The organism is Desulfothermobacter acidiphilus, assembly GCF_052073645.1.
Classification (GTDB): Bacteria; Bacillota; Desulfotomaculia; order Desulfotomaculales; family Ammonificaceae; genus Desulfothermobacter; species Desulfothermobacter acidiphilus.
In genome coordinates this window covers 1-16,318 of sequence record NZ_CM125440.1, presented here as the reverse complement: position 1 = coordinate 16,318, position 16,318 = coordinate 1, and the positions used below count along the sequence as shown (strand labels likewise).

17 protein-coding genes, 6 tRNA genes, 1 other RNA gene and 1 pseudogene are annotated in these 16,318 nt (G+C 59.5%); 1 reads left to right on the top strand and 24 read right to left on the bottom strand.

Features of this window, described 5'->3' with window-relative positions:
• Positions 1-2 precede the first annotated feature (2 nt).
• Positions 3-1,544 (bottom strand): methionine--tRNA ligase, encoded by a 1,542-nt coding sequence (gene metG, locus ACTLLP_RS00125; RefSeq protein ID WP_441059590.1) that lies wholly within the window; start codon positions 1,542-1,544, stop codon positions 3-5.
• A 317-nt stretch (positions 1,545-1,861) separates the two neighbouring features.
• Here metG and ACTLLP_RS00120 point away from each other — a divergent pair, with 317 nt between their 5' ends.
• Positions 1,862-2,131, top strand: coding sequence for an AbrB/MazE/SpoVT family DNA-binding domain-containing protein (locus ACTLLP_RS00120; protein ID WP_441059588.1), 270 nt, complete (start codon positions 1,862-1,864; stop codon positions 2,129-2,131).
• Here the strand turns inward: ACTLLP_RS00120 and rsmI are convergent.
• The 23 genes and pseudogenes from rsmI to ACTLLP_RS00005 form a co-directional block, all read right to left on the bottom strand.
• Positions 2,118-2,951, bottom strand: coding sequence for a 16S rRNA (cytidine(1402)-2'-O)-methyltransferase (gene rsmI / locus ACTLLP_RS00115; protein ID WP_441059586.1), 834 nt, complete (start codon positions 2,949-2,951; stop codon positions 2,118-2,120). The two genes, ACTLLP_RS00120 and rsmI, sit on opposite strands and share 14 nt — an antisense overlap.
• Positions 2,951-3,637, bottom strand: a pseudogene (locus ACTLLP_RS00110) (PSP1 domain-containing protein); the annotation flags it as partial. The pseudogene ACTLLP_RS00110 and the gene rsmI, both read right to left, overlap by 1 nt.
• On the bottom strand, positions 3,597-4,604 hold the full coding sequence (locus ACTLLP_RS00105; protein ID WP_441059584.1) for a DNA polymerase III subunit: 1,008 nt from the start codon (positions 4,602-4,604) through the stop codon (positions 3,597-3,599). The gene ACTLLP_RS00105 and the pseudogene ACTLLP_RS00110, both read right to left, overlap by 41 nt.
• Positions 4,589-5,200, bottom strand: a complete 612-nt coding sequence (gene tmk / locus ACTLLP_RS00100; protein ID WP_441059582.1) for a dTMP kinase — start codon at positions 5,198-5,200, stop codon at positions 4,589-4,591. The genes ACTLLP_RS00105 and tmk overlap by 16 nt, the downstream gene beginning before the upstream one ends.
• 3 nt (positions 5,201-5,203) lie before the next feature.
• A complete protein-coding gene (locus tag ACTLLP_RS00095; protein ID WP_441059580.1) occupies positions 5,204-6,625 on the bottom strand; it encodes an aminotransferase class I/II-fold pyridoxal phosphate-dependent enzyme in 1,422 nt (473 codons plus the stop codon).
• Positions 6,626-6,725: 100 nt separating this feature from the next.
• Positions 6,726-6,992, bottom strand: coding sequence for a pro-sigmaK processing inhibitor BofA family protein (locus ACTLLP_RS00090; protein ID WP_441059578.1), 267 nt, complete (start codon positions 6,990-6,992; stop codon positions 6,726-6,728).
• Between the two features lie 64 nt (positions 6,993-7,056).
• Complete coding sequence (gene recR, locus ACTLLP_RS00085; RefSeq protein ID WP_441059576.1) at positions 7,057-7,653, bottom strand: recombination mediator RecR; 597 nt, start codon at positions 7,651-7,653, stop codon at positions 7,057-7,059.
• 20 nt (positions 7,654-7,673) lie between these two features.
• On the bottom strand, positions 7,674-7,967 hold the full coding sequence (locus ACTLLP_RS00080; protein ID WP_441061510.1) for a YbaB/EbfC family nucleoid-associated protein: 294 nt from the start codon (positions 7,965-7,967) through the stop codon (positions 7,674-7,676).
• A 46-nt stretch (positions 7,968-8,013) separates the two neighbouring features.
• On the bottom strand, positions 8,014-9,306 hold the full coding sequence (gene dnaX / locus ACTLLP_RS00075; protein ID WP_441059574.1) for a DNA polymerase III subunit gamma/tau: 1,293 nt from the start codon (positions 9,304-9,306) through the stop codon (positions 8,014-8,016).
• A gap of 79 nt (positions 9,307-9,385) precedes the next feature.
• Positions 9,386-9,649: signal recognition particle sRNA large type (ffs, locus tag ACTLLP_RS00070), an RNA gene on the bottom strand.
• Positions 9,650-9,679: 30 nt separating this feature from the next.
• A tRNA-Ser gene (locus ACTLLP_RS00065) sits at positions 9,680-9,772 on the bottom strand.
• Between the two features lie 44 nt (positions 9,773-9,816).
• A tRNA-Ser gene (locus tag ACTLLP_RS00060) sits at positions 9,817-9,909 on the bottom strand.
• Positions 9,887-10,375 carry a tRNA adenosine(34) deaminase TadA gene (tadA, locus tag ACTLLP_RS00055; RefSeq protein WP_441061771.1) on the bottom strand — a complete coding sequence of 163 codons (489 nt, stop codon included), beginning with the start codon at positions 10,373-10,375 and terminating at the stop codon, positions 9,887-9,889. Before tadA ends, ACTLLP_RS00060 begins: the two co-directional genes overlap by 23 nt.
• Positions 10,376-10,414: 39 nt before the next feature.
• Positions 10,415-10,491, bottom strand: a tRNA-Arg gene (locus tag ACTLLP_RS00050).
• A 22-nt stretch (positions 10,492-10,513) separates the two neighbouring features.
• Positions 10,514-10,589: transfer RNA gene (locus ACTLLP_RS00045), tRNA-Arg, on the bottom strand.
• 3 nt (positions 10,590-10,592) lie between these two features.
• A tRNA-Ser gene (locus ACTLLP_RS00040) sits at positions 10,593-10,687 on the bottom strand.
• A gap of 33 nt (positions 10,688-10,720) precedes the next feature.
• Positions 10,721-10,812: transfer RNA gene (locus ACTLLP_RS00035), tRNA-Ser, on the bottom strand.
• Between the two features lie 145 nt (positions 10,813-10,957).
• Positions 10,958-12,406: an ISLre2 family transposase gene (locus ACTLLP_RS00030; protein ID WP_441059572.1), complete on the bottom strand. Its 1,449-nt coding sequence runs from the start codon at positions 12,404-12,406 to the stop codon at positions 10,958-10,960.
• 193 nt (positions 12,407-12,599) lie between these two features.
• Positions 12,600-12,875, bottom strand: coding sequence for a hypothetical protein (locus ACTLLP_RS00025; protein WP_441059570.1), 276 nt, complete (start codon positions 12,873-12,875; stop codon positions 12,600-12,602).
• Between the two features lie 396 nt (positions 12,876-13,271).
• Entirely contained in the window at positions 13,272-14,720 is a 1,449-nt protein-coding gene (locus tag ACTLLP_RS00020) for an ISLre2 family transposase (RefSeq protein WP_441059568.1), read from the bottom strand.
• Positions 14,721-14,780: 60 nt separating this feature from the next.
• Positions 14,781-15,002 carry a transposase gene (locus ACTLLP_RS00015; RefSeq protein WP_441061769.1) on the bottom strand — a complete coding sequence of 74 codons (222 nt, stop codon included), beginning with the start codon at positions 15,000-15,002 and terminating at the stop codon, positions 14,781-14,783.
• The gene (locus tag ACTLLP_RS00010) at positions 14,921-15,193 is read right to left on the bottom strand and encodes a hypothetical protein (RefSeq protein ID WP_441061774.1); all 273 of its coding nucleotides are present in this window, start codon (positions 15,191-15,193) and stop codon (positions 14,921-14,923) included. The genes ACTLLP_RS00015 and ACTLLP_RS00010 overlap by 82 nt, the downstream gene beginning before the upstream one ends.
• Before the next feature lie 6 nt (positions 15,194-15,199).
• Positions 15,200-15,601 carry a transposase gene (locus ACTLLP_RS00005; RefSeq protein WP_441059566.1) on the bottom strand — a complete coding sequence of 134 codons (402 nt, stop codon included), beginning with the start codon at positions 15,599-15,601 and terminating at the stop codon, positions 15,200-15,202.
• Between the last annotated feature and the right edge of the window lie 717 nt (positions 15,602-16,318).

The window sequence follows — 16,318 nt, the reverse complement described above, 5'->3', positions numbered from 1 at the left end:
AACTAGATTTCCCCCTCCAGACGAGGGAAGAGAGGTTCGCCCTTGACCACTCGTACTGCTGGAGGGAAGGCCCCCCAGCGCAAGGAGTCGAAGGTGTGCAGTTCGGGGTGAGAATCCAGACCCAGTTGGGGCCACACCCGGGGAGGAAAGCCGGGCATAAAGGGCCCCAGGAGCACGGTGACAAAGCGGTAAACTTCTAGCACATTGTAGATCACCGTGGCGAAGCGCTCTTTCCGCTCCGGATTCTTGCCCAGACTCCAGGGAGCCGTCTCGTCCAGGTATTTGTTGGCCCGGCTAACCAACTGCCCGATGGCAGCCAGGGCTTCGGCCAACTGTAGCTGCTCGACCAGCTCCGCTACCCGAGCGGGCGTGACCTGGGCCAAAGCGATGAGTTCTTCATCCGGCCCCTCGAGTGCCCCAGGTTCGCCCACCACCCCTTCGCCGTATTTCTCTAGGACGGTTAGCGTGCGGTACAATAGGTTGCCGAGATCGTTGGCCAGATCGCTATTAAGCCGCCTAACCAGGTTGCTCTCCTCGTACTGGCCATCGGCCCCAAATGGGAGTTCCCGCAGCAGATAATAGCGCACCGCCTCCACACCGTATTTGGCGATGAGGTCGTAGGGATCGATCACATTGCCTTTAGACTTAGACATTTTCCCCCCTTCCACCAGCAACCAGCCGTGGCCCACCACCCGGTGAGGAAGGGGGAGGCCCATCGCCATGAGCAAGGCCGGCCAGATGATGGCGTGGAAGCGAACGATATCTTTGCCCACCAGGTGAACGTCGGCTGGCCAGTAGCGGCGGAAACGCTCATCCCTATCGGTTCCGTAGCCCAGGGCCGAAAGATAGTTGGTCAGAGCATCGATCCAGACATAAATAACGTGCCGGGAGTCGAAGGGAACCGGAATCCCCCAGGAAAAGGTGGTCCGCGACACGCACAGGTCTTCCAGGCCACCCCGGATAAAGTTTAAAACCTCGTTGCGGCGCGCCACCGGCTGGATGAATTCGGGATGGGCTTCTATGTGAGCCAGTAGGCGCTCGGCGTAAGCCGAAAGGCGGAAAAAATAGCCTTCCTCCTCTATCAACTCCACTGGGCGACCGCAGTCGGGGCATTTGCCGTCCACCAATTGCCTGGCAGTCCAGAAAGTCTCGCAGGGCGTGCAGTACCAGCCCTGGTAGGTGGAGCGGTAAATGTCGCCCTGGTCGTACAAGCGCTGAAAAACTTTCTGGGCCACCACCTTATGCCGAGGTTCGGTGGTGCGGATAAAGTCGTCGTAAGAAATTTGCAGCAACCGCCAGAGTTCCTTAAAACTAGCCACAATTTCGTCCACGTAGGCCTGGGGTTCTTTGCCCTTGCTCCTAGCCGCTCGCTCGATTTTCTGGCCGTGCTCATCGGCGCCGGTGAGAAAAAAAACATCGTAACCCTGCAAGCGCTTGAAACGGGCTACGGTGTCCGCGGCCACGGTAGTGTAAGCGTGGCCGATATGGAGACGATCGCTGGGATAGTATATGGGCGTGGTGATATAGAACTTCCCTCGCGCCAACCCTGTTTTCCCCTTTCTGCCAAGGTCAAGCACCATTGTAGTTAAGGAGGGCCAGGGAGTCAACGTGACCGCTCCCGGCAGCGCAACTTCGCTCCCACTTCCCCGCTGGCCCCTAACCGGCGGCCAGTGGGATTCAAAGGCTTGACGGCGGCCTTGCTTGGCTTAAAATTCCAGATTTTACTCTAATTCTAAGGTTTCCGTTTAACATTCACTTAAAAAAAATTTGGCGACAGGTATTGACTTTAACCGGCACCCTTGGTAGCATTTACTGGGTTGTGTTTTTACATGTAATAACAATTTAGGGGGAGGGACTGAGGGTGAAGTCGACAGGCATCGTTCGCAAAGTGGACGAGCTTGGCCGGGTGGTGATTCCCATCGAACTCCGTCGGACCCTGGGAATTGCCGAGAAGGATCCGCTGGAAATCTACGTAGACCACGAGAAGATCGTCCTTAAGAAGTACGAACCCGCCTGCATCTTCTGTGGCTCGGCCGTGGATGTCCAGCAGTTCCGGGGCAAGCTTATCTGCCGTGAGTGTATCCGCGCCATGGCCGACCAGGCCAAGGATGCCCAGGTTAAGGCGATGTAGTTCGCTTTAATACCAAGGAGTAGACCGCGCGCGCGGTCCAACCGCAACGGCGGGCAGCTGCTTTCACGGCTGCCCGCTTAGTTTTTCCCTCCGCCAGCAGGCGCTGCACCTCAGCCAGCACCTCTTCTTCCGCAGCCGCTTCAGTCTGGGCCGCAGCTCCCTCCAGCACCAGCGTGATCTCGCCGCGGGGAGGATGGGCCTTAAAGTATTCTCGAGCTTCGCTCAATGTGCCACGAAAAATTTCTTCATGCACCTTAGTCAGTTCCCGGGCCACCGCTACCCTCCGCTCCTCCCCCAAATAGCGCGCCAGCTCCTCCAGCGTGCGCAATAGCCGATGGGGAGCTTCGAAGAGGACGATGGTACGATCCTCGAGCCGCAGGAGCTCCAGGCGCTTCCGGTACCCCTCCCGGGGCAAAAAACCCTCGAAGACAAAGCGGCGGGTATCCAATCCCGACGCGACCAGAGCCGTCACCACCGCGCTGGGCCCCGGCAGCACCTCCACCGATAGCCCTTCTTCCAAAGCCGATCGAATCAATTCGGCTCCCGGATCCGAAAGCCCGGGGGTGCCAGCGTCGGTGACCAACGCTACCCGACGCCCCTCTCGCAGTTGCCGCAGAAGCTCTTCCTTCCGCTCGGGATGGCTGTACTGGTGATAACTCCAGAGAGGGGTGTGGATTTGAAAATGGCTTAGGAGCTTGCGCGTATGACGCGTGTCCTCGGCCGCTATCAGATCCGCTTCCCGAAGCACCCGCAGCACCCTCAGAGTGATATCCTCCAGGTTGCCTATGGGAGTGGGGCAAACGAAGAGTTTCCCGCTCACAGGAGAGTTCCCTCCTCGGGGAGCTCCTCCACCCCGTTCTCCCCCTCTTCCAACCGGTAATTATCCATCTCGAAGCGCAGGCAACACAATAAACGCCCGCAGATACCCGATATCTTCGCCGGGTTGAGTACCAGATTCTGTCCCTTGGCCAGCTTGATGGAAATGGGAGCGAACTCGGATAGCCAAGTGGCGCAGCAGAGTTCCCGTCCGCAAGGCCCTATTCCCCCCAGCATTTTGGCCTCATCCCGCACCCCAATTTGGCGGAGCTCGATGCGGGTGCGGAAAAGCGCGGCCAAATCCCGCACCAACTGGCGGAAATCCACCCTGCCTTCGGCGGTGAAATAAAAGATGATCTTGCTGCCGTCCAGGGTGTACTCCACATCTACCAGTCTCATGGGCAGGCCGTGAGCGGCGATCTTATCCCGGCAAATCGCTTTGGCCTCGCGCTCGCGCTCCCGGTTGCGGAGCCAGGTACGCACGTCGTCGGAAGTGGCCAGACGCAGCACCGGCTTGAGTTCGGCCGGGTCCATATCCACCTCCTCAGGGCCTAAAACTACCCACCCCAACTCCATGCCCCGGCTGGTCTCCACCACCACCCGATCACCTGGGCTGAGGGTGAGAAAGCCGGGATCGAAAAAGTAGATTTTACCCGCCTTGCGGAAGCGGATTCCTACCGCCAGCGCCACCGTTATTCCTCCTCTCCTCCATCAACCCTACCACCAACCCCTCCAAGCAGGCCGCCGGGCGCACACGGGAGCGCAACCACTGCCGCGCCCTTTGCAGTAACTCCCCGGCCGCCAGCAGGTACTCAGGAGCCAGTTGCACCTCCTCCCAGAAGGTCTCTTCCCGGTCCCGGTTCAACAGCTCCTGCCGGTTTTGGGTGAGTTGGTAGAGCAGCAAATCCCGCACCCAAAAAGCGCAGAAATCCAGAATAGTTTCCGCCAGTTCCCGATCCTTAACCTCTTCCCAGCTCAGCAGCCGGTGCAAGCGTGGTTGCAGCAACAACTCCAACGCGCGCTCCCGCCATTCGCGCACCCGTTCCTGGCATAGCGAAGCGGCGCGGGTCAAACTCCCCCCGGCCAGAGCCGCCAGACCCATCGCCTCCTCCACGGAATAGCCCCGCTCTTCCAGCCAGGCTATCACCACCCGGCGGGGCAGGGGCCCGAATTTGATTTCCCGGCAACGCGAGCGCACCGTGGATAGAAGCGCTTCCGGGCGAGCAGTAAGCAACACCTGGCAAGTGCGGGGCGGAGGCTCCTCCAGCAGCTTGAGCATGGCGTTCTGCGCTTCCAAAGTGAGGGCCTCCGCGTGATCCAGAACCGCTACCTGGTACCCCGGTGCGGAGCGCCAGAGTTCCTCCGCCAGCCGCCGAATCGCGGCCAGGCCCAAACTGCCCTCCCGCTCGGGTTGCAGCAGGTGGAAGTGGGGATGCCCCCCAGCAGCGAGCAACCGGCAGGACCGGCACTCTCCGCAGGGAGCTCCCGACCCCTCCTGGGCGCAAAGGAGAGCCGCGGACCAGCGCTCCGCCAGGAGCCGCTTACCCACTCCCTCAGGGCCACTGAACAGGTAGGCGGGAGCCGGTCGTCCCCGCTCCAGCTCTCGCTGAAGTCTCTTCCAAATTCCCTCCTGACCAGGCATTATCCCCCACGCCACTTGGCCTCCACCTCCTTCAGCAAACGCCAGAGACGCTCATTTACCTCGGCCACACTCCCCCTGCCCTCCACTACCCGAATGCGCTCCGGGCGCTGCCGGGCCAATTCCAGATAGCACTGCCGCACCAGGGTCAGATTTTGGCGCAGATCCGGGTCCAAATCATCGCCGGTGCGGGCCAGAGCTTCTTCCACCTCTAAATCGATCACCAGAACCAGATCCGGTTCCAATCCCCCGGTTACCCAGGAATTAAGCTTTTCCAACTGCTCCCGGGGCAAGCCCCGTCCCGCTCCCTGATAAGCCAGCGTGCTCAACCCGAAACGATCCCCCAACACTATTTTCCCCTGCTCCATGGCTGGTCGGATCGACCTCTGCACCAGCTCTGCCCGGCTGGCCAGAAAGAGGCAGGTCTCGGCCCAGGGGACCAAATCGTAGCGGCGCAAAAGTTCCCGAATCGCCTCTCCCGCAGGTGTGCCTCCCGGTTCCCTGATTTCCAGCACTTCATAGCCCCGGTTCCGCAGGCGCTGGGCCAGCAAGGCTGCCTGAGTTGTCTTCCCCACCCCATCGATACCTTCTAGAACCAGGAAAAAACCGCGCATGGATCAACTTACCACCTTAACTTCGAGTTCGTGCCCTGCCACCCCTTGCAGATCGGTCCCCTCGCTTCGCGCCCACTGCAAATACTCCACCACCTCGGGCGTTATTTTCTCCCCTGGAAGTAGTATAGGAATCCCCGGCGGAGTCACAGTTACCACCCCTGCCGCCGTCCGGCCCACCGCCTCCGCTAGCGGCAACCAACGCGCCGGCGCCCGCCACGCCTCTCCCGGGAGGAGGACCAGGGGGGCAGAGGGGAAGGGGAGCGAGAGAGGCTGGCGATCTCGCCTTTGGCGGGCGAGCCGTCGCACCGCTTCCACCAGCCGCGCCAACTGTCGCCGCCCGCTCCCTGGGTGGGGAAAGAGTAGCACGTTATTGGCGTCCGCCATTTCCGCTACCACCCCCCGGAGGCGTAACTCCTCCGCCACCTCCCGGCCTTTCAGACCCAGGGCGGTCAAGTTCAATACCAGGCGGGTGGGGTCCACCTGGTAACCGGGGCACTGACACAATACCTTCACCCCCGGCAGAGCGGCAAGGCGCTCCCGGGCTTCGCGCACCCACCCCAAGAACTCTTCCAGACGCCTTCGCGCCCTCTCCCCGCTCCAATACGCCCGAGCCGCGTCCAGAGAGGCCATCAATAGGTAAGAAGGGCTGGTGGTCTGTAGCAATGCAAGGGCCTCGCGCACCTGAGCCTCCGACAGCAACTCGCCGCGCAAGTGCAGCCAGGCCGTTTGGGTGAGAGCGCACAGACGCTTATGCCCGCTCTCCACCACGGCTTCGGCACCGCAGGCGGTAGGGCGAGGCGGCAGGGAGGGATGCAGACCGAAAAAACCAGCGTGAGCCGCGTCCACCAGCAGGGGAAGCCCCCGCGACCTGGCTTCCTTTGCCAAAGACTCCAACTCCACCGCCAGACCGTAGTAATCGGGATAGAGACAGAAAATAGCGCGGATGCCGGAGACCTGTTGCAGCCGCTCTCGGTAAGCGGCGGGTCGGGGAGGTAAGAGGAGGTTCCACTCCGGCTCCCACACGGAGGGGATAAATACCGGCTCGGCGCCCGACAGGCAAAGGCCGGTCACTGCCGAGCGGTGTAGCGCCCGCGGCAGAAGCACGCGCTCGCGCTGGCGAAGGGTGGCCAGTAGCAGGGCCGCCACCCCCACCGAACTCCCATTGACCAAAAAAAAGGAATGCGACACTCCCGCCCAGGCAGCGGCCAGGCGCTGCGCCTCCGCCACCGGACCGGAAGGAGTGTGGATCTCCCCGAGTTCGGGAAGTTCGGTGAGATCGGAAGCCCATACCGCTGGGCCCCACCAGCTTCGCAAGACCGGCGGCGCTGCCCTCCCCCCGTGGTGTCCGGGGGTGTGGAAGGCGAGCCGGGCCTGGCGGCAATAACGCTTCAAAGCCGTCACCAAAGGCTGTCTAGCTCTTAGCATACTTACCCATCAAGACCCCCCATCAATTCCGCGGTGGGGAAGAGCTCGCGCCACGCATTCACCCCCGGCAAGAATCCGAAAGGTCAATCCAAGCGGAGGGTCAGACCAACCCGGCCAGGGCTAGCAAAGCCAGCAGCAGCGTGCCGCCCACCGGGTAAAAACCCACCGCCAAAACCGTCACCGGATTGACCGCCACGTGCAACTGCAAACCAGCTCCCAACCAATTGAGCAAGGTCAGAAGCCCCAGGCCCAGGACCGTGGCCCAGAACAAGCGCCAAAACCAGCGCCAAGGAGCGGTGAAAGCGCTCAGCATAAGGTAAAAGCCCACCAGCCCCAGCACCAGAAAGAAAACGGTTTTGCCGTCCACGCCAGTTCACCCCCGGCCGACACTTGTCCCCTCCCTATACCTACGCCGGGAGCGACAGGAACATTCACATCTCCCTACGTCCCTCCAGGGCGCGCGATATGGTCTCTTCGTCCGCCAACTCGATTTCCGCCCCCACTGGTAAACCGTAGGCCAACCGGCTGATCTTTAAACCCAGCGGCTTCAGCAGGCGGTGCAAGTAAAGTGCCGTCGCCTCCCCCTCGGTGGTGGAACTGGTGGCTAGGATCACTTCCTGCACCTTCCCCTCCTCTATCCTCCGTAGCAACTCCTGGATACGTAGCCGATCGGGGCCAATTCCATCCAAGGGAGAGAGAGAGCCGTGAAGCACGTGGTAGACCCCGCGGAAACAGCGAGCTCGCTCCACCGCCGCCACATCCCGCGGCATCTCCACCACGCAAATAACGCTCGGATCGCGGCGGGGATCGCTGCAAATCGAACAGGGATCGGTGTCGGTGTAATTGCCGCACACCGAGCAATAAAAGGTCTTCTCCCTCGCCTCGCGTATGGCTTCAGCTAGGCGCCGCGCCTCTTCCGGAGGAGCGCTCAATAAATAAAAGGCCAGCCGCTGCGCCGTCCGCGCTCCAATGCCAGGCAAGCGCTTAAACTCCTCCACTAACCGGGCTACCGGGCGAGTGTAGGTCAAAGGTACTTTCCCTCCAAAACCTAAACTAAACCAGGAATCCCCAGGCCCCCAGTTAAGCGCCCCATCTCTTGCGCCACCATCTCCCGCGCCTGACGCAAGGCCTCATTGACTGCGGCCAGCACCATGTCCTGCAAGAGTTCCGCCTCTTCCGGGTCCAGGGCCTCAGGCTTGATCTCCAACGCCACCAACTCCTGCTTCCCGTTGACCACCGCCCGCACCATCCCGCCTCCGGCGGTGGCCTCCGTGGTGCGGTTACCTAACTCCTCCTGCAACTTGGCCAGGTCGGCCTGCAACTTTTGCATTTGCCGCATCATCTTACTCCAATCCAAAGCCCGTCACCTCCCAGCAAATTTTAAAAGCTCAGCCCGAGCCGAGCACCTCGATCTCCCACTCCCCTCCAAAGCGCCGCCCCAGAGCTTCTCCCAGCAGCGCCTGGCTCTCGTCCTTGCGCAGAGTTTCGCGCACGCGCTCCTCCCCGGCCGCCAATTGCAGCCGCCGCCCCTCAACGCCCACCACCCGCGCCAGACAGAGCTGGCCGAAGAGGCGGGGGCTGGATTCCTTAACCAATTGCAAGACGTCGGGCCAAAGCGCCCGCACCCTTTCCAGCGATGGGGGACGCTCCTCTGGCGCGGCAAGCAGGCGGAGAAAAGCCAGCTCCAGGGTCAGGCCGCGGAGCGAACTCAACCGCATTTCCCCCAAAGCCTGGTAAAGAGCCATCAGAGAGCGCCCCAGCCAGGCAGGCAGCCTCTGCTTTTCCCGCAGACAGCGCCGGGTTTCCCCGCGCAGGCGTAGGAGCAGATCCCGAGTGAAAACCTGCAGATCCCTCCCCTCCTCTTCCAGTTCAGCTACCAGACGGAAAAGGGCGAGCAGATCCTGGCGGCGCAAAGCCTGCACCGCCTCCTCCAGGCGCTGCGCTGGAACCTTGCCCAAGAGCTCCGCCACCTCTTCCGCCCGGAGCTCTTCCCCCGCCCAGGTCAGCGCCTGATCCAATAGGCTCAGGCCGTCGCGCATACTACCGTCAGCCGCCAACGCCAGTAGATGCAGGGCTTCCGGCTCTACCTGAACCGGAAAATTAGCGGCCACCCGGCCCAGATGCTCCTGGATAAGAGAAACCGGCAGACGCCGGAAATCAAAGCGCTGACAACGGGATAAAATAGTCGCCGGCATTTTATGAGGCTCGGTGGTAGCTAATACGAAGACCACCTGCGAAGGGGGCTCCTCTAGAGTCTTCAGCAAGGCGTTGGCCGCTTCGGAAGTTAGCATATGGGCTTCGTCGATAATGTAAACCTTGTAGCGGGAATAAGCCGGAGCTAGACGCACCCTTTCCCGGAGTTCGCGCATCTCGTCGATACCGCGGCGGGAAGCGGCGTCTATTTCTAACACATCCATAGAGGTACCCTCGATGATAGACAAGCATTGCGGGCAAGCATCGCAGGGAGTGGATGTGATCCCCTGGCGACAATTAAGCGCTTTGGCCAGGATGCGGGCGGTACTGGTCTTGCCTGTGCCCCGGGGGCCGGCGAAGAGATAGGCATGCGCTATCCGACTGGCGGCCAGAGCGTTGCTTAAAGTGCGGGTAACGTGAGCCTGACCGACCACCTGGACGAACTGCTGAGGGCGGTAGGCGCGGTAAAGGGTCTGTTCTTCCGCCATCCATCTCTCTCCTTGAAGGCACCGGCAAAAATAAAAGCGCCGTTGCGCTTCTTCACCTGGCTATACGAACTAAGCTTGGCCGTGCACCTGCCCTTGAACGCCGGCTTCCGGCCGTTACCCGCTGCAGGTAGCTCAGACCAGGCGCCCTCGCGGCACCCGGAGGGATTCCCTTAGTGCTGCTTCCGTCAGGACCTGACACGGTTCGGGAAGCTCCGTCGCGCGAGACCCAGCCCTCGTCACCCCTTACAGGGGCCGTTCCACAAGCCGAGCCCGCAGGCAGGACTTCGACCCCGCTATAGCGGATTGCGGGTGCAGGGCACCGCTACCTCCCCGTCTAGCACGGCCAAGATTGGTTCGTATAGGGCGAAATTTATGGCGGAGAGAGTGGGATTCGAACCCACGAGGCGGCTTTAAACCGCCTACTCGCTCTCCAGGCGAGCGCCTTAGTCCACTCGGCCATCTCTCCGGACCCTGAAACTTTACCTTAACCAAGGTTGAGCTTTATAAATCTGGCGGAGAGAGTGGGATTCGAACCCACGAGGCGGCTTTAAACCGCCTACTCGATTTCGAGTCGAGCGCCTTAGTCCACTCGGCCATCTCTCCGCTCCTCCCGGAGCTGCTGAAAAAAGCGACGCAACAGGGCAGCACATTCTTCCGCCATGATCCCGGGTATCACTTCCACCTGATGGTTGAAGCGCGGATCGCGCAGCAAATCCACCACCGACCCAGCTGCTCCCGCTTTGGGATCGTAAGCACCAAATACCAGCGTTTTTACCCGGAACTGCAGCAAGGCTCCCGCGCACATGGGACAGGGTTCAAGGGTGACGTACAAGACCACCCGCTCCAGCCGCCAGTCGCCCAGATAACGCGCCGCCTCGCGCAGCGCTAAAATTTCGGCATGAGCCGTGGCGTCCTTCAGGGTCTCGCGCAGGTTATGACCCCGCCCGATGATCTCTCCTTCCAGCACCGCCACCGCTCCCACCGGAACTTCATGGCGAGCGTAAGCCCGCTCCGCTTCCCGCAGCGCCTCGCGCATAAAAACCGGGTGCCTTGCCTCTTCGATTAACATCACCCACGGCTTTTCCAGCCATCGGCCTAAATTCTAAAATGGTGCGCCCGGAGGGAATCGAACCCCCGGCCTGCGGCTTAGGAGGCCACCGCTCTATCCTACTGAGCTACGGGCGCCAATATTTGCCATTAAAAAACATGGCGCGCCCGGAGGGAGTCGAACCCCCAACACCCAGATCCGTAGTCTGGTGCTCTATCCATTGAGCTACGGGCGCGTATGGCGGAGAGAGCGGGATTTGAACCCGCGGTAGAGGGTTTAGCCCTCTACAGCCGCTTAGCAGGCGACCGCCTTCGACCACTCGGCCATCTCTCCCGGTGCTACCCTTCCGCCCCCCGCCTCTTGCACTGGCGGAGGGGGTGGGATTTGAACCCACGGAGCTCGGCAAAGAGCTCAGCGGTTTTCAAGACCGCCTCCTTAAACCGCTCGGACACCCCTCCCACGCAAGAACTACTATAGCACAAGCCCGATCACTCTGTCAATCCAGCGCCGGCTCTAGTTCGCGTCAAGAGTTAGTAGGTGGTTCGGGAGAAAACTTCTCTTCATGGAAACCTCGCCGCCAGGATAACCCCGGTACCTGCGCCATTAAGGGATCAAACTACTGAGGCTAGGCCGGCTTAGTTCCCGCAACACATGCTTCACCCATGGAGCTCCGGCAGAGGGTCCTCTCAATGCCGGCAACCCAGCTTTATGCCAACTCCCCGCCTCCTCTATCTTCCGCTTTACCTCCAACCGCACCGCCTGAGCCAAATGTTCTTGCCTGGCCAGCAGTACCGGCCAACGAGAAGTGTGCCTCCCGAGCACCCCGTTGGCTCGAGCAGCCAAAACCCGCGCCATCCTGTCTGCTCCTGCCTCCGTCCAGCTGGCTCCCAACCGCTTCATCCGCCGCGCCACGTTGTGCTGTACCTGCCCCTCTATGGCCCCCAGATGCTCCGCAGCAGAAGAGGTAACTATCCCCGACCAGTTCTCCTTGAGATACTGCCAGAGCTTCTCTATTCTCCTCCTCTTAGCTCCGCGAACTCTCCTTGCTACTCCTCCCATAATCTCTTCTACCTTCTCCCAGTCCCCCAGATAAATGGCCTGCCTGATCCTACTATAGGCCTCCTCATCGTGCCAAAAAGCCTCTATAAGCCGCCGGTTCAAATGGTAAGGGTCCAAAACGTGCACTGCCCCGGGGAAGTAATCTACCCCCTGCTTGGCCCACTCCGCCCCGTCACTCCCAAGGTATATTTCCTTCACCTGGCCCATGTCCCACCGGCTCGCTACTCCAGAGTAAACTTCCTCCCACATCCTCTCCCCTTCGCCTACACCGCTCGTTACCAGCTTGTCCTTTAAAGCCTTCCGGCCACCCCCAATCGCTTCTTTGCCTGTGTAAGCTACGAAGAGTTTGACCTCTTTCCTTTTCTCTCCGCTCCTTTGAAGCCTTACCACCACCCCGTCGGCCTCTATGTAAAGCCTGGAGGTCTTCTCTTTACCTTCGGGTGTCTCTCCCTTCTCAAAAACGGCTTCTCTCCTGGACTCTCCCTCCTGCCTGAGTGCTTCTCCTGCTTCCTGCACGGCCTGCCACACCGCCATGGCGCTTATCCCAGGGACAAAATAACCGAGAATTTCCGCTGCCCGCCTGAAGGGTACTTCGCTCCCAAGCTTCACCGCCATCTCCTTCAAACGCGGCGTGCATCTAGACCTCTCCGGCCAGCCCAGAACCTCGTCAAGAAGAAACCTGGCCTCTCCCGTCTTTTTGTTCCTGTAAAGCCGCCTTTTTACTTTGAATTCCCCAAAGCTGCTAACTACGGTTCTTTCCCGGAAGCCTATCACTTTCCAGGTGCGCTTGTCCCGGGCGTTCACGAGCCAGGTGTCTATTTCCTCGAGGGCCCAGGCGAAGATCTTCACGCAAGCTTCTTGAGAGAGCTTGTACACTTCTTCTTCGAGCTTGTAGAAGTCGCGGCATTCGGTAATTAGTTTGCTAACTTTCTCCCCCAGAAGAAGGATTAGGTCCGCGAGAGGTTGAATGTCTGAAATAGGTTGACTGTGCATGAGACCTCGCTCCTCCTTTCAGTCCATGAAAATTGTCCGTGAGGGGCGAGGTCTCCTCCTTCATTAACCTCCTCCGTCACCTACTGAAATTGTACGCCCTCTAGGTGGTTCGGGAGAAAACTTCTCTTCATGGAAACCTCGCCGCCCAGGATAGTCCCGGTACCTACGCCATTAAGGGATCAAACTATTGAGGCTAGGCCGGCTTAGTTCCCGCAACACGTGCTTCACCCACGGAACTCCGGCAGAGGGCCCCCCTCAATGCCGGCAACCCAACTTTAAGCCAACTCCCCGCCTCCTCTATCTTCCGCTTTACCTCTGCCCGCACCGCCTGAGCCAAATGTTCTTGCCTGGCCAGCGGTACCGGCCAACGAGAAGTGTACCTTCCGAGCACCCCGTTGACTCGAGCAGCCAAAACCCGGGCCATTCTGTCCCCTCCTGCCTCCGTCCAGCTGGCTCCCGGCCGCTTCATCCGCCGCGCCACGTTGTGCTGTACTTGCCTCGAGATACTGCCAGAGCTTCTCTATTCTCCTCCTCTTAGCCCCGCGAACTCTCCTTGCTACTCCTCCCAAAATCTCCTCTACTCTCTCCCGGTCCCCCAGATAAATGGCTTGCCTGATCCCACTATAGGCCTCTTCATTGTGCCAGAGGGCCTCTATAAGCCGCCGGTTCAGACGATAAGGATCTAATCAGCCCATGAAAATTGTCTGCAAGGGGCGAGGTCTCCTCCTTCATGAACCTCCTCCGTCACCTACTGAAATTGTACGCTCTCCCGGCTCTAGTGCGCGTCAAGAGTTAGTAGGTGGTTCGGGAGAAAACTTCTCTTCATGGAAACCTCGCCGCCAGGATAGTCCCGGTACCTGCGCCATTAAGGGATCAAACTACTGAGGCTAGGCCGGCTTAGTTCCCGCAACACATGCTTCACCCATGGAGCTCCGGCAGAGGGTCCTCTCAATGCCGGCAACCCAGCTTTATGCCAACTCCCCGCCTCCTCTATCTTCCGCTTTACCTCCAACCGCACCGCCTGAGCCAAATGTTCTTGCCTGGCCAGCAGTACCGGCCAACGAGAAGTGTGCCTCCCGAGCACCCCGTTGGCTCGAGCAGCCAAAACCCGCGCCATCCTATCTGCTCCTGCCTCCGTCCAGCTGGCTCCCAACCGCTTCATCCGCCGCGCCACGTTGTGCTGTACCTGCCCCTCTATGGCCCCCAGATGCTCCGCAGCAGAAGAGGTAACTATCCCCGACCAGTTCTCCTTGAGATACTGCCAGAGCTTCTCTATTCTCCTCCTCTTAGCCCCGCGAACTCTCCTTGCTACTCCTCCTAAAATCTCTTCTACCTTCTCCCAGTCCCCCAGATAAATGGCCTGCCTGATCCCACTATAGGCCTCCTCATCGTGCCAAAAAGCCTCTATAAGCCGCCGGTTCAAATGGTAAGGGTCCAAAACGTGTACCGCCCCAGGGAAGTAATCTACCCCCTGCTTGGCCCACTCCGCCCCGTCGCTCCCAAGGTATATTTCCTTCACCTGGCCCATGTCCCACCGGCTCGCTACTCCAGAGTAAACTTCCTCCCACATCCTCTCCCCTTCGCCTACACCGCTCGTTACCAGCTTGTCCTTTAAAGCCTTCCGGCCACCCCCAATCGCTTCTTTGCCTGTGTAAGCTACGAAGAGTTTGACCTCTTTCCTTTTCTCTCCGCTCCTTTGAAGCCTTACCACCACCCCGTCGGCCTCTATGTAAAGCCTGGAGGTCTTCTCTTTACCTTCGGGTGTCTCTCCCTTCTCAAAAACGGCTTCTCTCCTGGACTCTCCCTCCTGCCTGAGTGCTTCTCCTACTTCCTGCACGGCCTGCCACACCGCCATGGCGCTTATCCCAGGGACAAAATAACCGAGAATTTCCGCTGCCCGCCTGAAGGGTACTTCGCTCCCAAGCTTCACCGCCATCTCCTTCAAACGCGGCGTGCATCTAGACCTCTCCGGCCAGCCCAGAACCTCGTCAAGAAGAAACCTGGCTTCTCCCGTCTTTTTGTTCCTGCAAAGCCGCCTTTTTACTTTGAATTCCCCAAAGCTGCTAACTACGGTTCTTTCCCGGAAGCCTATCACTTTCCAGGTGCGCTTGTCCCGGGCGTTCACGAGCCAGGTGTCTATTTCCTCGAGGGCCCAGGCGAAGATCTTCACGCAAGCTTCTTGAGAGAGCTTGTACACTTCTTCTTCGAGCTTGTAGAAGTCGCGGCATTCGGTAATTAGTTTGCTAACTTTCTCCCCCAGAAGAAGGATTATGTCCGCAAGAGGTTGAATGTCTGAAATAGGTTGACTGTGCATGAGACCTCGCTCCTCCTTTCAGTCCATGAAAATTGTCCGTGAGGGGCGAGGTCTCCTCCTTCATGAGTCTCCTCCGTCACCTACTGAAATTGTACGCTCTCCCGGCTCTAGGCCAAGAAGTGTGGAGATTAGCCAAGCCAAGGGAAGAAAAGCCAAGAGCGTCTTTCGCACATAGACCCCGCGGTTCCGAAAACCGTAACTTATCCGCTTGGGGAGCTTGATCTTAGTATGGACACCCTCAGTGTAACCGTTGGTAACTCGCCAGTTGTGATAGGCGAGAATCTCTTCCCTCCAGCTACAAAGCGTTTTCCCCCATTGAACCAACGCAAAACGTCGCTCGCCTCCCGAGCGTTTAAGATCAGACGATCCAGGATTAGCTCTGCCTCCTTCCGGCAGAAGGCACGATAGACGTCGCGTAGCTGCTCCTTGGCCCAGTGAAAATGGGCCACGTCCTTGTACCGCCTCCTGATCATGGCAAGCTAGGCTGCCTGGCGCTCGGTCAAATCCTCTTCTTTCTTCACCAGAGGCCAGCGAGGTATACGCTGCCCAGTCACCTGCTGCTCTATTAGCCTCGCCTCGTCTACACGCCGGTTGGCATCTTTAAGAGCGTGAAGATGGTCAACCATCACACGCACTCCAGGCAGCACCCTCTTTATAAGCTTGCGCCAGCCTTCTTTGAAGTCGATGCACACCGCCTTGATGCGCCTGCGCACCGAAGCCGGCAGCTCCTTCAAAAACTTCTCCAGCGTCTTGAGCCGGTCATCCGGTAAGATGGCGATAAGCCTTCGCTCGGGCCACACGCAGGTAATGGTGATCATCATGTCCTGACCCCTGAAACTATGCTCGTCTATGCTTAAAGCCAAAACCGGTAGATAATCCATCCTTGCAGTCCCAGAAATTCCGCTATAGACTGTTTCATAGGCGGTCGAGAGCCTCCTTTGGGGTTGTGGTGGGCTAAACTATCCCTTGGCTCTTAGGCTGCCTCCTCCTTGCTCCCCACTTTTTAGCTTAGAGCACCTCAAATTTGGCTCCGGTTGCAGAGAGGCCGGAGCTTCGTCCGCATTCTTCCGAGATCTCTAGTCTTCGCCGGGTCCGAAAAGCCATGGTGGACAACAGGTGGACAGCTATGAGAGCCGTCCCGCCGAGCAAGAACGCCGCGCCCTACCATAGTGAGCGCCGACCGGCTTTCCGGGCTGGCGCGAAGGATTGATTTCAGGGAAAAACCGGGGGCGAGAAAATTCGACCGGCCACCCCAGTTACACCCCTCCGCTTTAAGGTTTACGAGGCCTTCTTTCGGCTCCATTTTTCGCATCCAGTCCCGCTATCAGCACTAGCAAAGAGCCCGGAATGAAAGCAAGGCTGGGTGTGGTGAAAGTAAGGGTGCCCAGGAAAGTAACTATTGACGCAAAAATTCCCGCAATCAGTACCATCCGCCTGTTGCGGTACCATGCAGCGCAGAGGGCAGTCCCCCGGCACCACCCACAAGGGATCAAGACGCGTAAAACGCAGCAAGCCAAGGGCTGGACCGGAGTTGCGCCTGCACTAGAGACGCGCCGAGCGCTTGGCCACTGAGCTGGTTTCAGAGCTCCCCAGCACAG

Excerpts from the sequence above, each read along its gene's own strand:
- tmk (WP_441059582.1), bottom strand. The coding sequence starts at position 5,200 with ATGCGCGGTTTTTTCCTGGTTCTAGAAGGTATCGATGGGGTGGGGAAG.
- ACTLLP_RS00095 (WP_441059580.1), bottom strand. The coding sequence starts at position 6,625 with ATGCTAAGAGCTAGACAGCCTTTGGTGACGGCTTTGAAGCGTTATTGC.
- ACTLLP_RS00080 (WP_441061510.1), bottom strand. The coding sequence starts at position 7,967 with ATGATGCGGCAAATGCAAAAGTTGCAGGCCGACCTGGCCAAGTTGCAG.
- dnaX (WP_441059574.1), bottom strand. The coding sequence starts at position 9,306 with ATGGCGGAAGAACAGACCCTTTACCGCGCCTACCGCCCTCAGCAGTTC.
- tadA (WP_441061771.1), bottom strand. The coding sequence starts at position 10,375 with ATGTTAATCGAAGAGGCAAGGCACCCGGTTTTTATGCGCGAGGCGCTG.
- ACTLLP_RS00030 (WP_441059572.1), bottom strand. The coding sequence starts at position 12,406 with ATGCACAGTCAACCTATTTCAGACATTCAACCTCTCGCGGACCTAATC.
- ACTLLP_RS00025 (WP_441059570.1), bottom strand. The coding sequence starts at position 12,875 with ATGAAGCGGCCGGGAGCCAGCTGGACGGAGGCAGGAGGGGACAGAATG.
- ACTLLP_RS00020 (WP_441059568.1), bottom strand. The coding sequence starts at position 14,720 with ATGCACAGTCAACCTATTTCAGACATTCAACCTCTTGCGGACATAATC.
- ACTLLP_RS00010 (WP_441061774.1), bottom strand. The coding sequence starts at position 15,193 with ATGATCAGGAGGCGGTACAAGGACGTGGCCCATTTTCACTGGGCCAAG.
- ACTLLP_RS00005 (WP_441059566.1), bottom strand. The coding sequence starts at position 15,601 with ATGGATTATCTACCGGTTTTGGCTTTAAGCATAGACGAGCATAGTTTC.